The organism is Anaerosalibacter massiliensis (assembly GCF_024623155.1).
Lineage (GTDB): Bacteria > Bacillota > Clostridia > Tissierellales > Sporanaerobacteraceae > Anaerosalibacter > Anaerosalibacter massiliensis.
In genome coordinates, this window is record NZ_JANJZL010000004.1 from 180,226 (window position 1) to 198,044 (window position 17,819).

The following is a 17,819-nucleotide window of genomic DNA, read 5'->3' on the forward strand; positions in this document are numbered from 1 at the left end:
GTTTTTGTAACTTATATACTACATCAAATCTAGCTATCTTTTTTCCATATATGGTAGTGTCATCAAAATAATACATTTCTCATATTGCTTTTTTAATAGATTCTGTCCATTCAGAAGCAGGATATTTAAAATATGTTTTATCTTCTAATCTTAATTCATATACCAACTCTTTATAACTTTTAAATCCTTTATTTTTTATTTGAATATCTAGAATGTCTAAATCTGTTAATCTGTCAAAATCTAATTTGTTTGATTGATTGGTTATAATATTCCCTGGTTCAATTATATTATTTACCTTTCCATTTTGGGAAGATGAGTCTTGAGTATTTTTTTCATCTATATCCTTATTCTTACCTCTTCTAAATTTATTCATTTCTGTATCCCATTTCCTATACATTTTAAATTTAAAATTATTTTTCTTAAAGATGTCTACAGGAGGGTAGTCATGCAATATATAGCTTGTCCTGTGTTTTACTTCTTTAATAAATTTTTTAGGTATGTGGTATTGATTTTCTATTAATTTCTCAACGTTACCTTTTAAAAGCGGAGATAAATAAAACTAACTTAGATTAAGTGTTAATAACATATGTTAGAAATACAGCATTCAGAGGAAACTACATTTTAGAGTGATTTTCTAGAGTAATATTATAAGATGGAGGTTATGTTATGAAAATAGGATGCTTAGCAAGGTATTTTAATCCGTATAAAGAAGAAATAGAGTTTGCTAAAAATAATAATTTCCAATTTATGCAAATATGATATGATAGAAATGGGATTACATTGAATAAAGATTCAAATCCATTAGAAATAATTAAATATTATGATTTTCCAGCAATAATTCATGCTGTTTTAGATATAAATGAATTTGAAAAGCATATACCAAAGCTAGTTGAAATATTAAAATATTTAGGACATGATGAGCTAATAATTCATCCAATATGTGAAAGTGAAGAAATAACTCCAAAAACAATATATAAGTTATCATATAAAGTAAGAATTGCTTTATATGAGCTAGAGAAGGAAAGTATTACTTTATATTTAGAGAATAATAGTAGAATAGATCCAATTTTTAATGAATTAAATGATATAGAGATTATGTTTCAACAAAATCCAAAATTAGAGTTTCTTCTTGATGTAGCTCATATAGATAATTATGAGCATTTTGAATCTATGATTAAAATAAAAGCTCCTAAAATATTACATATTGCCGATAGACATCTCGAGATAGCTCATGAACATTTACCTATAGGACAGGGTAATATAGATTATAAGCATGTTTTTACTAATATATTGAATAAATTTGATGGCAAGATAGTTTTAGAGATTGTACAAAGTTTAGAGGATATAATTGATTCAAGAAATAAAATAGAAAAATACTGTAAAATTCAGTAAACAAGTTAAAGTAGTCTTAGACTATATAAAAAATATTATTTTATGAATTTAATTATATTGTTGAGGGGTTGGAAAGGTAGATATAAGCAATTTTATACGATTTAATAAATTTGCAAGGGGAATACATATTCACAAAATCAGTGTGAAGATCTTGATTTCAATCTTGCTCAAGGAGAGTCATTGAGAGAAGTACAATAAGGCATCATATCAGCACTTTTTAAGTCGTAGGAGTTTCAGACATACTTTATATAATTTTATCTTAGGGAAAGGTAGTTGACAAAGAAACAGCTATGTCTATTAATAAAGATAGATTATTTAACAATTTGAAATAGCCCCATAGCAATTAAATTTAATTGCTATTAATATTTATTATAGTAATCATTATGTCTAAATGAAATTTTACATGAATTAATTGTTTATACTTCATAATAGTATATAGGGATTAATATATTTATGTTGTAAGAATATGAGAAGTATATTATAATGTATTATGTAAGATTGTAGAATATTTTGTTTGTTTTCAAATAAACAAGTCTTAAAAGCCAGAGTACTTCTAAAAATGGAGGGAAATGGTTTAATGAAAAAGTTTAGTTTAAAGCCACATATTGTGCATGAAAAAGAGTCTATAGAATATTTACGAAAGATAAATATTAAGAATTCATTAATAATTACGGATAAATTTATGGTCAAATTTGGTATAACCAAAAAAGTAACAGATATTTTAGAAGAAGAAAAAATTAATTATGAAGTTTTTTCTAAAGTAGAACCTAATCCATCTTCAGACTTGGTTATAGATGGAATAGATCTTATGTTAAAGTTCAGGCCTGATTCAATTATAGCTATAGGAGGAGGTTCTGCAATAGACACAGCAAAAGGCATAATATTATTTTATATGAATATGATGAATGAATCTAATAAAAAACATGTTAAAAAACCTTATTTTATAGCAATACCTACAACAAGTGGTACAGGTTCTGAGGTTACATCATATTCAGTGATTACAGATAATGATACTCATGGAAAAATGGCGTTTAGTGAAGATATTATGCTAGCTGATTTAGCAATTGTAGATCCTGATTTTACTAATAGTGTTCCTCCTTCAGTTACGGCCGATACTGGAATGGATGTATTTACTCATGCATTGGAAGCTTTAGTATCAAATCAATCATCAGACTTTACTGATACTTTAGCAAGTGGAGTTTTAAAGATAGTTTTTAGTTATTTATTAAGGGCATATCGTGATGGAAATGATACTTTAGCTAGACAAAAGATGCATAATGCATCATGTATGGCTGGAATAGCTTTCACAAATTCTGCACTTGGTATAAATCATAGTATGGGACATGCTTTTGGAGCAAGATTTAAAGTATCTCATGGTAGATCAGTTGCTATATTTTTACCATATATTATAGAATATAATTCATTGGATAATACATGTGCATATAAGTATAATGATGTAGCAAAATCTATTGGATTGCCTGCATCTAGTATAGAACAAGGAGTTTCTTCATTAATTGAGAGTATAAAAGTTCTTAATAGAAAGCTTGGTATACCAGTATGTATAAAAGAAATGGATATTGATGGAAAAGAGTTTTTTGATGAAATTGAAAATATGTCCCAAACTGCTATGGAAGATGTTTGTACAATAGGAAACCCTAGGAAACCCACAAAAGATGATATAATAATGATATTTAAGAAAGCATATGAAGGTTAGAAAGATGATTCTATACTTTAAGAAAACATTCTTAAGGTATAGAGTTTTCCTGTACCATTATTTATGCCGCTAGTGGTAGTGGCAGAATGGAGGTTATTATGAATAAATTTTTTCATCTTTCTGAGATCATAGATGTTGATGTTTTGCAGAAAATACAAGATTATTATTCTAAAGCTACAGGTTTAGCTGTTGTTACGGTAGATTATATGGGCAATCCCATAACCAAATTTAGTAATTTTTCTAAATATTGTAGTCTTATTAGAAAAGATGCAAAATGTAATGAAAAGTGCTGTTATTCTGATGCACATGGAGGTTTAGAAGCAGCAAGAATTGGCGAACCCTATATATATACATGTCATGGAGGGTTAGTGGATTTTGCCATCCCCATAGTTTTAGAAGGACAATATTTAGGATCTATAATGGCTGGACAAGTAAAGGTAGATAAAAAGCCCTTTGATGGTAAAAAACGCATGGAGCAGATTAGTAATCAATGGCATGATAAAGCCGAAGTTATTGATGCGTATAATAAAGCACCTGTTATATCATATGAGAAGATAAATGCTGCTGCAAATATGATGCATATAGTTGCAAACCACATAGTTGAAAAGGGACTAGCAAGTGTTTATCAAGAAGAATTGAATAAAAAAAACATGGAATTATTGAGAGAAACTAAGATTAAGTCAGAGTTAGAAAGGGCTTTAAAAACTGCTGAACTTAAGGCTTTGCAATCTCAATTAAATCCCCATTTTTTATTTAATGTTTTAAATACTATAGGGAGATTAGCCTTATTGGAAGGAGCAACTAAAACAGAAGAATTGGCTATTTCTTTTTCTGAAATAGTAAGATATACACTTAAAAAATCAAATCAGATTGTAACTTTAGGAGTTGATGTAGAGTATATTGAGAAATATTTAAATATACAGAAAACTAGATTTGGTGATAGGTTAGATTATGATATTGATATACAAGAAGAAATATTAAACATCAAGATTCCTTTTATGACATTGCAACCCTTTGTTGAAAACTCTATCAATCATGGCTTGGAATGTAAGGAAGATGGAGGATTTGTAAATATTACAGGTAAATCTGTAGGGGAAGATGTAAGTATAAGTATAATAGATAATGGTGTTGGAATTCCTAAAAATAAGATAGATATGATACTAGATAATTCATCACAAGAATACTTTAAAGGTAGCTCTACAGGTATAGGAATAAAAAATGTAGATAATATTCTTAAAAATTACTTTGGGAAAAAATATGGTGTAAATATAGACAGTAAGGTAAACAAGGGCACAATTGTTACGGTTAAAATTCCTAAAATAAGGAATGCAAGGGGTGCTTTAGGTGTATAAAATACTATTAGTAGATGATGAATATTTAGAAAGAGAAGCTTTGAAAAAAATTATATATGAAAATTTAAATTATGTTGAAATTGTTGGGCAAACTAGTTCAGGAAGAGAGGCAGTTGAATTAAGTGAGAAATTAAATCCTCATCTTATATTTATGGATATTAAAATACCTGGAATAGATGGATTAGAGGCTGCAAAGATAATAAAAGAGAAAGATGCAAACAAAGTAATAATAATGTTAACTGCATATGATAATTTTGAATTTGCTCAAAGAGCTATAAGGGCAAGAGCAAATGATTATATTTTAAAGCCAGTACGAGGAAGAGAAATAATAAATATAATAGAAGAACATTATAATAAGATAAGTAGAAAACCAGAAGAATTATCAATAAATGATGTTTGTGTAGATAGTGTGGTTTCTAAAGAGCTTTTAAAAGCTATTGAATATATAAAAGATAATTTTCATAATGGGATATCGTTAAATGATGTTGCTGATCATGTAAATTTAAGTGCTTATTATCTAAGTAAATTATTTAAGAAAGAATTAGGAGTTAATTTTATTGACTATATTACTTTTTATAGAATGAAAAAGGCAAAGGAACTTTTAAAAGATACAGATATACCTATTATAAATATTGCAATTGAACTAGGGTATAGTGAGCCTAATTATTTTAGTAAAGTTTTTAAGAAGAGCTTTGGAATAACTCCCTCTCAATATAGAGATAAAAAAAAGAATGAAAAAATAAAAAAGTTAAAAAGTAATCTTTTCATTAAACATACACCTAAAATTAATGGTGGATGGTATATATGATATTTTCAAGCTGTTAGTTTATAAGACTAACAGCTTTTTTTATGCATATAAGCATAGGTATTAATTTGGAAATGAAACATTGAAATATATAGGCTGATATTTTAAGTTTGGATATGACAAAAAAATATAATATTAGGACAAGAAAATATCTTTTTGGTATATAGGTGTATATTTTTGTTTTTTAATACATAGATATATGACTTTTTTTTATAGCATCAAGCCAAGATAGTATAAAGACAAAATGGGTTAAAAATATTATGCTTAAGGTAATGAAACACATTATATATGGCTTTTAAGACTTGTTTTAATTCCAAAAATGTGGGGAGGTTTAAATAATGGGAAATGAAGCCCTAGGAATGATTGAAACAAAAGGATTAGTCGGTGCAATTGAAGCAGCCGATGCAATGGTAAAATCAGCAAATGTTCAGTTAATAGGATATGAAAAAATAGGTTCAGGATTAGTTACAGTAATGGTAAGAGGGGATGTAGGTGCAGTTAAAGCAGCTACTGATGCTGGAGCATCAGCAGCTAATAATGTGGGTGATGTAGTTTCAGTCCATGTAATTCCAAGACCACACAGAGATGTGGAAAACATTTTACCTAATAAATAATAAAAAACATTTTGGAGGTGTATATAAATGCAAGAAGAACTGAAAGGCAAAATAATGGAAGAAATAATGAAAAAACTTGATGATGTTAAAGAAGTAGAAGAATCTGAAAGTGAATCTAAATCTTCTAGTAAATATTGTGGATTAACAGAATTTGTTGGAACAGCTTTAGGAGATACTATAGGTTTAGTTATAGCTAATGTAGATTATAATTTACATGAATTTATGAAATTAGATAAGAAATTTAGATCTATAGGTATTATAGGTGGGCGTACAGGAGCAGGCCCTCAAATAATGGCAGCAGATGAAGCAGTTAAAGCTACAAATACAGAAATAATTAGTATTGAACTTCCAAGGGATACAAAAGGAGGAGCAGGTCACGGTTCATTAATCATATTTGGTGCAGAAGACGTATCAGATGCAAGAAGAGCTGTAGAAGTTTCATTAAAAGAATTAGATAGAACTTTCGGAGATGTACATGGAAATGAAGCTGGTCACCTTGAGTTTCAATATACAGCTAGAGCAAGTTATGCATGTGAAAAAGCTTTTGGAGCAAAAGTAGGAAAATCATTTGGCCTAATTGTAGGTGCACCAGCAGCTATAGGTGTTTTAATTTCAGATGTTGCTGTTAAAGCTGCGAATGTTGATATAATTTCTTATTCTTCTCCAGCAAATGGTACAAGTTTTTCAAATGAAGTTATATTAGCAATAAGTGGTGATTCAGGAGCAGTTAGACAAGCTGTTATAGCTGCAAGAGAAGTAGGATTGAAAGCATTGGGAGCTTTAGGTGAAGAACCAAAATCTACTACAACACCATATATTTAATAACAAAAAGGAGGGGAAATAAATATGAAAAGATCTAAAAGATTTCAAATTCTTGAACAGCGAGATGTAAATAAAGATGGATTTGTAAAGGAATGGCCTGAAGTTGGATTGATAGCAATGAATAGTCCAAGTGATCCAGAGCCAAGTATTAAGATAGAAAACGGAAAAGTTGTAGAATTAGATGGAAAAAAACGTGAAGATTTTGACATGATAGATTTGTTTATTGCAGATTATGCAATAAATTTAGATAATGCTCTTGAAGTGATAGAAATAGATTCTACTGAGATAGCAAGGAAGATAGTAGATGTAAATATTCCAAGAGAAGAAATAATTAAATTTACTACAGCTATGACTCCAGCAAAAATGGTGGATGTAGTTTCAAAGATGAATGTAGTTGAAATGATGATGGCAGTACAAAAAATGAGAGCTAGAAAAACTCCATCAAACCAATGTCATGTAACTAATGTTAAAGATAATCCAGTTCAAATAGCTGCTGATGCAGCGGAAGCAGCTTTAAGAGGATTTGACGAAATGGAAACAACAGTTGCAGTAGTAAGATATGCTCCATTTAACGCTTTAGCATTATTAGTTGGTTCACAAGTTGGAAGAAGTGGAGTATTAACTCAATGTGCAGTAGAAGAAGCTACAGAATTAGAATTAGGTATGAGAGGTTTAACTTGTTATGCTGAAACAGTATCAGTATATGGAACAGAAAGAGTTTTTGTAGATGGTGATGATACACCTTGGTCTAAAGCTTTTTTAGCTTCAGCTTATGCGTCAAGAGGACTTAAAATGAGATTTACTTCTGGTACAGGTGCAGAAGTATTGATGGGAAATGCTGAAGGTAAATCAATGCTTTATCTAGAGGCAAAATGTATATATATTACAAGAGGTGCAGGGGTTCAAGGACTACAAAATGGTTCTATAAGTTGTATAGGTGTTCCAGGTTCAGTTCCTTCTGGTATTAGGGCTGTACTTGCAGAAAACCTTATAACTACAATGTTGGATTTAGAGGTAGCATCAGGAAATGATCAAACTTTCTCACATTCACCAATGAGAAGGACAGCAAGGACTTTAATGCAAATGTTGCCTGGAACTGATTTTATATTTTCAGGGTATAGTGCAGTTCCAAACTATGACAATATGTTTGCAGGTTCAAATTTTGATGCATCAGATTTTGATGATTACAATATTATTCAAAGAGATTTGAAAGTAGATGGCGGATTACAACCAGTGACTGAAGAAGAAGTAGTAGCTATTAGAAATAAAGCGGCTAAGGCCATACAAGCAGTATTTGAAGGTTTGGGACTTCCTACTGTAACTGATGAAGAAGTAGAGGCAGCAACATATGCTAATGGAAGTAAAGATATGCCAGAAAGAAATATGGTAGAAGATATTAAAGCTGCTGAAGAAATGATGAACAGAGGAATAACAGGAGTAGATGTAGTAAAAGCACTTTATAAAAACGGTTTTGAAGATATAGCGGAAAGAGTGTTAAATATGTTGAAACAGAGAGTTTCAGGAGATTATCTTCATACTTCAGCTATATTAGATAGTGATTATAATGTCATAAGTGCAGTAAATAACTGTAATGATTATATGGGACCTGGCACAGGATATAGAATGAGCGAAGAAAGATGGGACCAAATAAAGGATATTAGAAACGCTAAAAGTCCAGAAGATTTTGAATAATTAGATCCTGAGAGGAGGCAATAAAATGGCTGTTGATGAAAAAATTATTCGTGAAATAATTGATGAAGTTATGAAGAATTTAAGTGTTAAGGATAAACCAATATCAAAAAGTGAAAAAACAGAGCCAATTTCATTGGGAACTTTAAATATACAAGAAATAGGAATAGCTAAAAAAGGGATTAGAAGTGATGAGGTAGTTATAGGAGTAGCTCCAGCTTTTGCAAAATATCAAAATAAAACAATAATTCATTTACCTCATGATAAAGTGTTAAGAGAAATAATTGCAGGTATAGAAGAGGAAGGTTTAAAAACTAGGATTGTTAGAGTAAATAGAACTTCAGATGTTGCTTTTATAGGACTTGAAGCAGCTAAGTTAAGTGGTTCAGGTATCGGTATAGGGATACAATCAAAAGGTACTGCTATAATTCATCAAAAAGATTTGCAACCATTAAGTAATTTAGAACTTTTTCCACAAGCACCAGTATTAACATTAGATGTATATAGAGCCATAGGGAAAAATGCAGCAAAATATGCAAAGGGAGAATCACCAAATCCAGTGCCTACTATAAATGATCAAATGGCAAGACCTAAGTATCAAGCATTAGCAGCACTTCTTCATATAAAAGAAACAGAACATGTTGATTTGAATGGTAAATCTGAAGAACTTAAAGTAGAGTTTTAATTATTGGAGGTGAATATAATGAATCAAGAAAAAATGATAGAAGAAGTTGTTAGACAAGTTATGATGTCAATGAAAAATGATTCAGATAAGGAAATATTCAAAGAAAGTGAAAATAAATCCTCAGGTGTTGAAATAGATGCGAAGAAAGATTATCCTTTAGCAACAAAATGTCCAGAATTGGTTAAGACTCCTACAAATAGGAAGTTAGAAGAGATAACTTTAAATAACGTTTTGAATGGAGATATTAAATCTACTGATGTTAGAATATCACCAGAAACATTGGAATTACAAGCAAAGGTAGCTGAAGGAGTAAATAGAGATGCATTTGCTAAAAATTTAAGAAGAGCATCTGAACTTACAGTTATCTCAGATGAAAGAATATTAGAGATATACAATGCATTAAGACCAAATAGATCAACTAAACAAGAATTATTGGATATAGCTAATGAACTAGAAGAAAAATATAATGCAACAATAAATAGCAATTTCGTAAGAGAAGCAGCAGAAGTATATGAAAAAAGAAATATGTTAAGAAAAGATTAATTATGTGTATTTATAAGTAGCCAGGAGGTTTTATAGATGGAGTTGATAGTAGGTATAGATATAGGAAATGCTACTACAGAGACAGCTTTAGCTAGAATTTATGATGATAATATTGAGTTTTTATCTAGTGGTATTGTTAAAACTACTGGTATAAAGGGTACACGTGAAAACATTAATGGAATATTTGCTTCTCTTAAACAAGCACTTGATAAGGCAAATATAGATATTAAGGACTTAAATTTAATTAGAATAAACGAAGCTGCTCCAGTAATTGGTGATGTAGCAATGGAAACTATAACAGAGACTATTATAACAGAATCTACAATGATAGGTCACAATCCTTCTACACCTGGAGGAATTGGACTAGGTGTTGGTTACACTATAGATATTAGAAAATTAAAAGAATATGATGATAAAAAGCCATTGATAGTCATAGTTCCAAAAGAAGTTGATTTCATGGAAGCTGTATCTTTAATAAATGAAGCTTTAAAAAATGGAAAAGATATACAAGGGGCTATTATGCAAAAAGATGATGGAGTTTTAGTTAATAATAGATTAATTAAAACTATACCAATAGTAGATGAAGTAGCTTTGATAGATAAAGTACATGAAGGAGTAAAAACTGCTATAGAAGTAGCACCTGTTGGTGGTGTAGTAGAAGTTCTTTCAAATCCTTTTGGTATAGCTACTCAATTTGGATTAACTCCAGAAGAAACTAAAATGATAGTTCCTATAGCTAGAGCCCTTATAGGAAATAGATCAGCCGTTGTAATAAAAACCCCTAAGGGAGATGTTAAAGAGAAAAGAATTCCATCAGGAAAAATAAACGTAATTGGCGAGAAAAGAAGAATGTCTATAGATGTAGAAGAAGGAGCTTCTGCTATAATGGATGTTTTAAGATCGTGTTATCCTATTCTAGATGTAAATGGAGAACCTGGTACTAATGCAGGAGGCATGTTGGAAAAAGTAAGACAAGTAATGGCAAATCTTACGAAACATCACCCAAGTGAAATTAAGATACAAGATTTATTAGCTGTTGATACTTTTGTTCCTCAAAAAGTAAAAGGAGGAGTTGCAGGAGAGTTTTCTATGGAAAATGCAGTAGGAATAGCAGCTATGGTTAAATCTGATAAATTACAAATGAGTATGATAGCAGAAGAACTAGAAAAAGAGATAGAAGTTCAAGTTGAAGTTGGCGGAATAGAAGCAGATATGGCCATAAGGGGAGCCCTTACAACTCCTGGTAGCAGTACTCCTTTAGCAATATTAGATATGGGAGCAGGTTCTACAGATGCCTCTGTTATAGATAATAATGGGAAAATAAAATCTATACATTTAGCAGGTGCAGGTAATATGGTTACTATGCTTATAAATTCTGAATTAGGATTAGACGATTTTGGTTTAGCTGAAGATATAAAGAAATATCCACTTGCTAAAGTAGAAAGTCTTTTTCATATTAGACATGAAGATGGTTCTGTAGAATTTTTTGAAAAACAACTAGATCCTAAAGTTTTTGCAAGAGTAGTAATTTTAAAAGAAGGAAATATGATACCTATACCAAGTGATCATTCTTTAGAAAAAATAAAGATAGTTAGAAAAGCTGCTAAACAAAAAGTATTTGTAACTAATGCAATAAGAGCATTGAAGATAGTTAGTAAAACCGGAAATATAAGAGATATTGAATATGTTGTATTATTAGGTGGTTCAGCTTTAGATTTTGAAGTTCCTCAATTGGTTACTGATGCATTATCTCAATATGGAATAGTATCAGGTAGGGCTAATATAAGAAGCGTGGAAGGTGCTAGAAATGCCGTAGCAACAGGTCTTGTATTGTCATACAAGGAGGATGTAAAAAATGAATAATGTTGATAGGCCTACAATCAATATTTATTATTCATCACAAATAAAGGATAAATCTTCATATAACCAATTATTGTGGGGAATTGAAGAAGAAGGACTTCCATATAATATTGAATCGAAACCTTTAGAAAATTCTATAGAATTAGGATATAGTGCAGCAGAAGATTCAAAATTAAATGTAGGCATTGGCATAGGTAAAGATGGAAATATTATAGTACATTATCAGAAGTTGAATAAAGAGGAACCTTTATTTAGTTTAAATATAAAGGATGAACACCATAATTTAAGAAAACTAGGTGCTAATGCAGCAAGATTAATAAAGGGAATCGCCTTTAAATCATTTTCAGATGATGCTGAAATAGATGAAAAAGAAAATGGAAACAAAGATGATTCAGATAACTATGTAGATATTGAAATGATTGTAAAAAAAGTAATGGAAAGTCTTTAAAGAGGGGGTGTAATATTGTTTAAGTTTGCACTAGGTATGATAGAAACAGTTGGATTGGCTGCAGCAATTGAGGCTGCTGATACTGGAGTAAAATCAGCTAATGTTAAGCTTTTAGGATATGAATTAACTAAAGGCGGTGGACTTGTTACAGTAAAATTTGCAGGAGATGTGGGAGCAGTTAAAGCTGCAGTTGAAGCTGGAAGTATTGCAGCAGCTAAAGTGAATAAAATATGGAGTAAACTTGTTATACCTAGACCCCATGATGAAATTGAAAAGTTAATAAATAGTTTAGAAACAGTTGGAAATTTTAAAGAGACAGAGAAAATTGAAAATAAGGATATAGGAATAAAAGATGATAATGAAGTTAAGAAAGTTATTAATGAAGAAGTAACAGAACAAATTAAAAAAGAAACAGAAAAGAAAACTGATAAAGACAGTAATGGAAAAGTTGAAGAAAAAATAAATGATGTTTCTTTGAATAAAAATGTTAAAGATATATGTAATATTTGCGGAGATCCTAAATGTCCAAGGAAAAAAGGAGAACCTAGGGTACTTTGTATTCATAATAAAAAATAAAGGGAGGAATAACAAATGGGAGAAGCATTAGGAATGATTGAAACAAAAGGATTGATTGGAGCTATAGAAGCTGCAGATTCTATGACAAAATCAGCAAATGTTGAATTGATAGGATATGAAAAAATAGGTTCAGGATTAGTCACAGTAATGGTAAGAGGAGATGTAGGTGCAGTTAAGGCAGCTACTGATGCAGGAGCTGCAGCAGCAGAAAGAGTAGGAGAATTAGTTTCAGTACATGTAATTCCAAGACCTCATATTGATACAGAAAAAATCTTACCACATGCACAAGCAGAACAAGCAAAATAGTTTTAGCAATATTATAGGTTATGGAAGGAGAACTTTATATGGGGGAAATTAATGAAGCCTTAATTAGAAGAATTGTGTTAGAAGTAGAAAAAAAGCTTGAAGAAGAAGAGGGCTTAATCCCTGTGGGAGTATCTAATAGACATGTACATCTTAGTGAAGAAGATCTATATAATTTGTTTGGATATGGCTATGAACTAACAAAGTTTAAGGATTTAAGTCAACCAGGACAATTTGCATCTAAAGAAACAGTAACTATAAAAGGACCAAAAGGTAAATTTGAAAATGTAAGAATATTAGGACCTGTAAGAAATAATACCCAAGTTGAAATTTCTATATCTGATAGTTTTAAATTAGGGATAAAAACTCCAGTGAAAGAATCTGGGGATATAGAAAATACTCCAGGAATAATTATTGAAGGTCCAAATGGAAGTATAGAAAAAGATAAAGGCGTTATAGTCGCTTTGAGACATATACACATGCCAGAGGATTATGCTAAAAAGCGTGGATTCAAAAATGGGGAAATGGTAACAGTACTATCCGAAGGTATAAGAAAAACAGCATTTTATAATGTTCTTGTGAGAGTTTCAAATAAATATAGTTTAGAAATGCATATAGATATAGATGAAGCTAATTCTTCAGGTCTAAAAAATGGAGATAAAGTAAAAGTAGTTAGAAAATAAGGAGTATTTTAATATGGATTTATCAACGGTAAATGAGTATATTGGGAAGTTTAATAATCTCATACAAACTAAAAGCTGTAATTCCTATGATGGAAAATTAAAAGTAGGGGTAGATTTAGGAACAGCTAATATAGTTTTAGCTATAGTTGACCAGGAAGGTAATCCAATAGCAGGAGCTTCTCAAGAGGCTAAAGTGGTAAAAGACGGCATAGTTGTAGATTATATTGGAGCTGTAAATATATTAGAAAAATTAAAACATGATATAGAAGAAATGCTTAAGATTAATTTAAACTACTCAGCTATAGCCGTTCCTCCTGGAACAATAGATGGAAATGTTAAAGTTATATCTAATGTTGTTGAATCTGTAGGAATGGATGTAGTAGATATTATAGATGAACCAACTGCTGCTGCTACTGTTCTAGGAATTCAAGATGGAGCAGTAGTAGATGTAGGTGGAGGTACTACAGGGATAAGCATTTTAAAAGAAGGTAAAGTTATATATACAGCAGATGAACCTACAGGAGGAACTCATATGACCTTAGTTTTAGGAGGAAGTTATGGAATATCTTTTGATGAAGCAGAAAAATTAAAGAGAGATCCTAAAAAAGAGGAAAAAGTATTTGTAGCTATCAAACCAGTAATTGAAAAAATGGCTGAAATTGTAAAAAGACATATACAAGGATATTCTGTAGATAAGATTTATGTAGTAGGAGGAGCATGTAGTTTTACTAAATTTGAAGAAGTATTTACAAAGTATATAGGAATAAAAACAATAAAACCCTTAAACCCCCTTTTAATTACACCTCTTGGTATAGCATTAAATTGCAACGGGGAAGGTGAATAAATTGAATATAGAAGAAATGATAAATATTATTGTGAAAGAAGTAACTAAAAGAATAATAAGTGAAATGTATGAACGAGAGAAAAAAGCGTTAGTATTGTTTACTGGAGGAAAAATTGGATTTGAAAGTTCAATTGAAAATATAAAAAAACTAATTAATGATGGATGGAATTTAAAAGTTGTTTTATCTAAAAAAGCTGAGTTTGTTTTGGGTTCTGATATTATAAAGCAAGAATTAGGTATAGAAGATGTTTTTGTAGAGGATAAAATAAAAGATATAGATTATTTAAAACAAGATATAAAGAAAATAATAATACCTGTTTTAACTATGAACTCAGCTTCAAAAATTTCTTTTGGAATATCAGATACATTAATTACCTATTTAGTATCTTGGGGAATAATGAATGGAATTTCCATTATAGCTGCAAAAGATGCTTGTGATCCTGAAAATAATATAAGATTAAAATTAAGTTCACAAGTTCCTATAGCTTATAATAATATGATTAAAGATAATTTAAAGAGATTAGAAAGCTATAATATAAAGTTTACTAGTGCTAAAAAATTATATGATGGTGTAGTAAATTCTTTTGAATCTTTAGAACCCAAAGAGAGCCAATCAATTTTATTAAATAAAAAGTTAATTACAACAGAAGATATAATGAAATCACAAAAAGATAATTGTGAAATTGTAGTTTCAAAAGATACTATAGTTACAGCATTAGCTAAAGATATGGCACATAGCCTAGGTATAGATATAAAAATAAAAAATTAAAGGCGGTTTTTAAATGTATATAGGTAAAGTAGAAGGAGTAGTTATAGCTACTACTAAAGATGAAGGCCTTGTTGGTAAGAAACTTCTAATAGTACAACCTTTAGATATGAGATATAATCCAGTAGGTAATTGTGAAATAGCAATAGATTCTGTAGGGGCAGGTACAGGAGAAATTGTACTTGTAGCTACAGGAAGTTCGGCAAGACAAGCATTTCAAGATTTGAAAGCGCCAATTGATAGGTCAATAGTAGCTATAGTAGATAATATTGAAGTTAATCAGTAAAGGATGTGATTGACTTGAGCATATACACTAGAACTGGAGATAAAGGAGAAACTAGACTGTTTGGAGGAAGTAGAATAAATAAAGATAGTCTGAGAGTAGATTGTTATGGAACTATAGATGAATCAAATTCTATGATAGGGGTAGCGTATTCTATTGTATCAAATGAAGATATAAAAAAAGAATTGAGAAATATACAAAAGAGATTATTTGTTTTAGGAGCTCAACTTGCTAGTGATGATAATGGAAAAGAAAAGTTGGATGATAAGATTTCCCAGTCTGATGTAGATTATTTAGAAAATATTATAGATAAATATGAAGCTCAAGTAGGTCGTCAAAAAAGTTTTGTGCTACCTGGGGAAAACACATCATCTTCTGTATTACATGTTGCCAGAACTATGGTGAGAAGAGCAGAAAGATTAATAATATCTTTGAGCAGAGAAACTAATATTGATGAAGTATTAAGAAAATATTTAAATAGGCTTTCAGATGTTTTGTTCATAATGGCTAGAGCAGAAGAAAGATACTTGTTTATACAAGAAGTAAAGGAAAAAGTTTTAGAAAAACTGGGACATGCTTCTAATAAGTTAATTTTAAATTTAGAAATTGCAAAAGAAATAGCTGAGGCAGCGGAAAGAAAAGGAAAGGAAATAGGAGTTCCCATAGTAGTTTCGGTACTTGATTCAGGAGGTAATTTAATATTGCTTCATAGAATGGAAGATTCATTATTAGCTAGTATAGATATATCTATGAACAAAGCTTATACAGCGTTAGCATTGAAAATGCCTACAAACAAAGTTTCAAATATAGTTAAAGAAGATAGTGATTTATATGGAATCCAATGGACTAACAAGGGAAGAATAGTCCCTTTTGGAGGTGGATATCCACTTGAGATAGATGGAAAAGTAGTTGGGGCATTAGGTGTAAGTGGAGGTACGGTGGAAGAAGATACAAAGGTTGCTTTATATGCTCTAAAAACTTTTGAAATGGAAGGAGATAATATTAGATGGAATTAGATAAAATGGATTTAGAACAGATAGTGAATTTAGTAGTAGAACAGTTAAAGGGAGAAGATACTTCATCTTATTGTAAAGAGGAAAGTAAAAACGGTGTATTTAATAATATGAATGAAGCTATAGAAAAAGCTTATATAGCTCAAAAAGACTTTTTTAAAAACTATAACCTTGAAGACAGAAGAAGAATTATAAAAACCATCAGAAAAGAACTTATGGAAGATGTTGAATTGTTAGCAAAATTGGGCGTAGAAGATACAGGTATGGGAAGATATGAAGATAAATTAAAGAAAAACAAACTTGTTATAGAGAAAACACCAGGTGTAGAAGATTTGAATTCAGAAGTATTTACAGGGGATAATGGACTTACTCTTGTAGAATTGTCCCCATATGGAGTAATAGGAGCTATAGCACCTTCAACAAATCCATCTGAAACTGTAATTTGTAATTCAATAGGAATGATAGCAGCAGGTAATTCAGTAGTATTTAGCCCACATCCAGGTGCTAAAAATATATCTATGAAAACTGTTGAATTGATAAATAAAGCAATAGAAAAAGCTGGTGGACCTAAAAACCTTGTAGTTACAACTAGTAATCCAAGTATAGAAAATGCTGAAATTATGATGAAACACGAAAAAATAAAAATGATAGTAGCTACAGGAGGACCAGGAGTTGTCAAATCGGCATTATCTCAAGGGAAGAAAGCAATAGGAGCTGGTGCTGGTAATCCACCAGCAGTAATAGATGAAACTGCCGATATTGAAAAAGCAGCTAGAGATATAATTGCAGGTTGTAGTTTTGATAATAATTTACCATGTATTGCAGAAAAAGAAGTTATAGTAGTTGATAGTGTAGCAGATTATTTAATATTTTCAATGAATAAAAATAATGTATATCATTTAAAAGATGAAGAAAAAATAGATAAATTGGCCAGTATGGTAATAGATAAAAATGGTAGGATAAATAGAAAATTTGTAGGAAAAGATGCAAAAGTTATACTTAAAGCTGTAGATATAGAATGTGAACATGATGTAAGAGCTATAATAGTTGAAACAGAGAAGGATCATCCATTTGTAGTAACTGAACTTATGATGCCTATATTACCTATAGTTAGAGTTAAAGACATAGATGAGGCAATAAAACTTGCTGTTGAAGTAGAGCAAGGAAATAGACATACAGCTATAATGCATTCTAAAAATGTGGACAATCTATCCAGATTTGCCAGAGAAATAGAAACCACTATTTTCGTAAAAAATGCACCATCTTTTGCTGGATTAGGATTTGGTGGAGAAGGATATCCCACTTTCACTATAGCTGGTCCAACTGGAGAAGGATTGACTTCTGCTAGAAGTTTTGCTAGGAAGAGAAGATGTTCATTAGTAGGTAGTTTTTCAATTAAGTAAAGATTAATGGATAGGAGATGAGAA

At 30.5% G+C, this 17,819-nt stretch carries 20 protein-coding genes; 19 read left to right on the top strand and 1 reads right to left on the bottom strand.

All coding sequences use genetic code 11. The features are described 5' to 3' along the window. Nucleotides 1–79: 79 nt before the first annotated feature. Entirely contained in the window at nucleotides 80–397 is a 318-nt protein-coding gene (locus NSA23_RS08025) for a hypothetical protein (RefSeq protein ID WP_257490383.1), read from the bottom strand. A 383-nt stretch (nucleotides 398–780) separates the two neighbouring features. On the opposite strand from NSA23_RS08025, the gene NSA23_RS08030 reads away from it, so the two are divergent. The 19 genes from NSA23_RS08030 to NSA23_RS08120 all read left to right on the top strand — a co-directional run bounded on the left by NSA23_RS08030 (nucleotide 781) and on the right by NSA23_RS08120 (nucleotide 17,795). Then, nucleotides 781–1,392, top strand: coding sequence for a sugar phosphate isomerase/epimerase family protein (locus tag NSA23_RS08030; RefSeq protein ID WP_222704800.1), 612 nt, complete (start codon nucleotides 781–783; stop codon nucleotides 1,390–1,392). 577 nt (nucleotides 1,393–1,969) lie between these two features. Then, nucleotides 1,970–3,106: a 1-propanol dehydrogenase PduQ gene (locus NSA23_RS08035; RefSeq protein WP_042682934.1), complete on the top strand. Its 1,137-nt coding sequence runs from the start codon at nucleotides 1,970–1,972 to the stop codon at nucleotides 3,104–3,106. A gap of 98 nt (nucleotides 3,107–3,204) precedes the next feature. Then, nucleotides 3,205–4,458 carry a sensor histidine kinase gene (locus NSA23_RS08040; protein WP_042682933.1) on the top strand — a complete coding sequence of 418 codons (1,254 nt, stop codon included), beginning with the start codon at nucleotides 3,205–3,207 and terminating at the stop codon, nucleotides 4,456–4,458. Continuing rightward, nucleotides 4,451–5,266: a response regulator transcription factor gene (locus NSA23_RS08045; RefSeq protein ID WP_075052132.1), complete on the top strand. Its 816-nt coding sequence runs from the start codon at nucleotides 4,451–4,453 to the stop codon at nucleotides 5,264–5,266. Before NSA23_RS08040 ends, NSA23_RS08045 begins: the two co-directional genes overlap by 8 nt. Before the next feature lie 335 nt (nucleotides 5,267–5,601). Then, a complete protein-coding gene (pduA, locus tag NSA23_RS08050) occupies nucleotides 5,602–5,877 on the top strand; it encodes a propanediol utilization microcompartment protein PduA (protein ID WP_042682932.1) in 276 nt (91 codons plus the stop codon). 27 nt (nucleotides 5,878–5,904) lie between these two features. Continuing rightward, a complete protein-coding gene (pduB, locus tag NSA23_RS08055) occupies nucleotides 5,905–6,699 on the top strand; it encodes a propanediol utilization microcompartment protein PduB (RefSeq protein WP_042682931.1) in 795 nt (264 codons plus the stop codon). Nucleotides 6,700–6,723: 24 nt separating this feature from the next. Then, complete coding sequence (locus NSA23_RS08060; RefSeq protein ID WP_042682930.1) at nucleotides 6,724–8,391, top strand: propanediol/glycerol family dehydratase large subunit; 1,668 nt, start codon at nucleotides 6,724–6,726, stop codon at nucleotides 8,389–8,391. Between the two features lie 25 nt (nucleotides 8,392–8,416). Then, nucleotides 8,417–9,073: a propanediol/glycerol family dehydratase medium subunit gene (locus NSA23_RS08065; RefSeq protein WP_042682929.1), complete on the top strand. Its 657-nt coding sequence runs from the start codon at nucleotides 8,417–8,419 to the stop codon at nucleotides 9,071–9,073. Nucleotides 9,074–9,091: 18 nt separating this feature from the next. After that, the gene (locus tag NSA23_RS08070; RefSeq protein WP_042682928.1) at nucleotides 9,092–9,616 is read left to right on the top strand and encodes a diol dehydratase small subunit; all 525 of its coding nucleotides are present in this window, start codon (nucleotides 9,092–9,094) and stop codon (nucleotides 9,614–9,616) included. 36 nt (nucleotides 9,617–9,652) lie between these two features. Then, nucleotides 9,653–11,479, top strand: coding sequence for a diol dehydratase reactivase subunit alpha (locus tag NSA23_RS08075; RefSeq protein ID WP_042682927.1), 1,827 nt, complete (start codon nucleotides 9,653–9,655; stop codon nucleotides 11,477–11,479). Further along, complete coding sequence (locus NSA23_RS08080) at nucleotides 11,472–11,924, top strand: glycerol dehydratase reactivase beta/small subunit family protein (RefSeq protein WP_042682926.1); 453 nt, start codon at nucleotides 11,472–11,474, stop codon at nucleotides 11,922–11,924. The genes NSA23_RS08075 and NSA23_RS08080 overlap by 8 nt, the downstream gene beginning before the upstream one ends. Before the next feature lie 15 nt (nucleotides 11,925–11,939). Then, entirely contained in the window at nucleotides 11,940–12,500 is a 561-nt protein-coding gene (locus NSA23_RS16735; protein ID WP_042682925.1) for a BMC domain-containing protein, read from the top strand. A 15-nt stretch (nucleotides 12,501–12,515) separates the two neighbouring features. Beyond that, entirely contained in the window at nucleotides 12,516–12,806 is a 291-nt protein-coding gene (pduA, locus tag NSA23_RS08090) for a propanediol utilization microcompartment protein PduA (protein WP_042682924.1), read from the top strand. 38 nt (nucleotides 12,807–12,844) lie between these two features. Further along, complete coding sequence (gene pduL / locus NSA23_RS08095) at nucleotides 12,845–13,486, top strand: phosphate propanoyltransferase (RefSeq protein ID WP_042682923.1); 642 nt, start codon at nucleotides 12,845–12,847, stop codon at nucleotides 13,484–13,486. A 13-nt stretch (nucleotides 13,487–13,499) separates the two neighbouring features. Further along, nucleotides 13,500–14,330: an ethanolamine utilization protein EutJ gene (gene eutJ, locus NSA23_RS08100; protein ID WP_042682922.1), complete on the top strand. Its 831-nt coding sequence runs from the start codon at nucleotides 13,500–13,502 to the stop codon at nucleotides 14,328–14,330. 1 nt (nucleotide 14,331) lies between these two features. Then, the gene (locus tag NSA23_RS08105; protein WP_042682921.1) at nucleotides 14,332–15,099 is read left to right on the top strand and encodes a flavoprotein; all 768 of its coding nucleotides are present in this window, start codon (nucleotides 14,332–14,334) and stop codon (nucleotides 15,097–15,099) included. A gap of 13 nt (nucleotides 15,100–15,112) precedes the next feature. Further along, a complete protein-coding gene (locus tag NSA23_RS08110; RefSeq protein ID WP_042682920.1) occupies nucleotides 15,113–15,382 on the top strand; it encodes a EutN/CcmL family microcompartment protein in 270 nt (89 codons plus the stop codon). Nucleotides 15,383–15,396: 14 nt separating this feature from the next. Further along, on the top strand, nucleotides 15,397–16,395 hold the full coding sequence (locus tag NSA23_RS08115; RefSeq protein ID WP_042682919.1) for a cob(I)yrinic acid a,c-diamide adenosyltransferase: 999 nt from the start codon (nucleotides 15,397–15,399) through the stop codon (nucleotides 16,393–16,395). Beyond that, a complete protein-coding gene (locus tag NSA23_RS08120) occupies nucleotides 16,386–17,795 on the top strand; it encodes an aldehyde dehydrogenase family protein (RefSeq protein ID WP_042682918.1) in 1,410 nt (469 codons plus the stop codon). Before NSA23_RS08115 ends, NSA23_RS08120 begins: the two co-directional genes overlap by 10 nt. The last annotated feature ends 24 nt before the right edge of the window (nucleotides 17,796–17,819 follow it).

Excerpts from the sequence above, each read along its gene's own strand:
- pduA (WP_042682932.1), top strand. The coding sequence starts at position 5,602 with ATGGGAAATGAAGCCCTAGGAATGATTGAAACAAAAGGATTAGTCGGT.
- NSA23_RS08110 (WP_042682920.1), top strand. The coding sequence starts at position 15,113 with ATGTATATAGGTAAAGTAGAAGGAGTAGTTATAGCTACTACTAAAGAT.
- NSA23_RS08065 (WP_042682929.1), top strand. The coding sequence starts at position 8,417 with ATGGCTGTTGATGAAAAAATTATTCGTGAAATAATTGATGAAGTTATG.
- NSA23_RS08035 (WP_042682934.1), top strand. The coding sequence starts at position 1,970 with ATGAAAAAGTTTAGTTTAAAGCCACATATTGTGCATGAAAAAGAGTCT.
- NSA23_RS08040 (WP_042682933.1), top strand. The coding sequence starts at position 3,205 with ATGAATAAATTTTTTCATCTTTCTGAGATCATAGATGTTGATGTTTTG.
- NSA23_RS08025 (WP_257490383.1), bottom strand. The coding sequence starts at position 397 with ATGTATAGGAAATGGGATACAGAAATGAATAAATTTAGAAGAGGTAAG.
- pduA (WP_042682924.1), top strand. The coding sequence starts at position 12,516 with ATGGGAGAAGCATTAGGAATGATTGAAACAAAAGGATTGATTGGAGCT.
- NSA23_RS08060 (WP_042682930.1), top strand. The coding sequence starts at position 6,724 with ATGAAAAGATCTAAAAGATTTCAAATTCTTGAACAGCGAGATGTAAAT.
- pduB (WP_042682931.1), top strand. The coding sequence starts at position 5,905 with ATGCAAGAAGAACTGAAAGGCAAAATAATGGAAGAAATAATGAAAAAA.
- NSA23_RS08080 (WP_042682926.1), top strand. The coding sequence starts at position 11,472 with ATGAATAATGTTGATAGGCCTACAATCAATATTTATTATTCATCACAA.
- NSA23_RS08070 (WP_042682928.1), top strand. The coding sequence starts at position 9,092 with ATGAATCAAGAAAAAATGATAGAAGAAGTTGTTAGACAAGTTATGATG.
- NSA23_RS08120 (WP_042682918.1), top strand. The coding sequence starts at position 16,386 with ATGGAATTAGATAAAATGGATTTAGAACAGATAGTGAATTTAGTAGTA.
- eutJ (WP_042682922.1), top strand. The coding sequence starts at position 13,500 with ATGGATTTATCAACGGTAAATGAGTATATTGGGAAGTTTAATAATCTC.
- pduL (WP_042682923.1), top strand. The coding sequence starts at position 12,845 with ATGGGGGAAATTAATGAAGCCTTAATTAGAAGAATTGTGTTAGAAGTA.
- NSA23_RS08075 (WP_042682927.1), top strand. The coding sequence starts at position 9,653 with ATGGAGTTGATAGTAGGTATAGATATAGGAAATGCTACTACAGAGACA.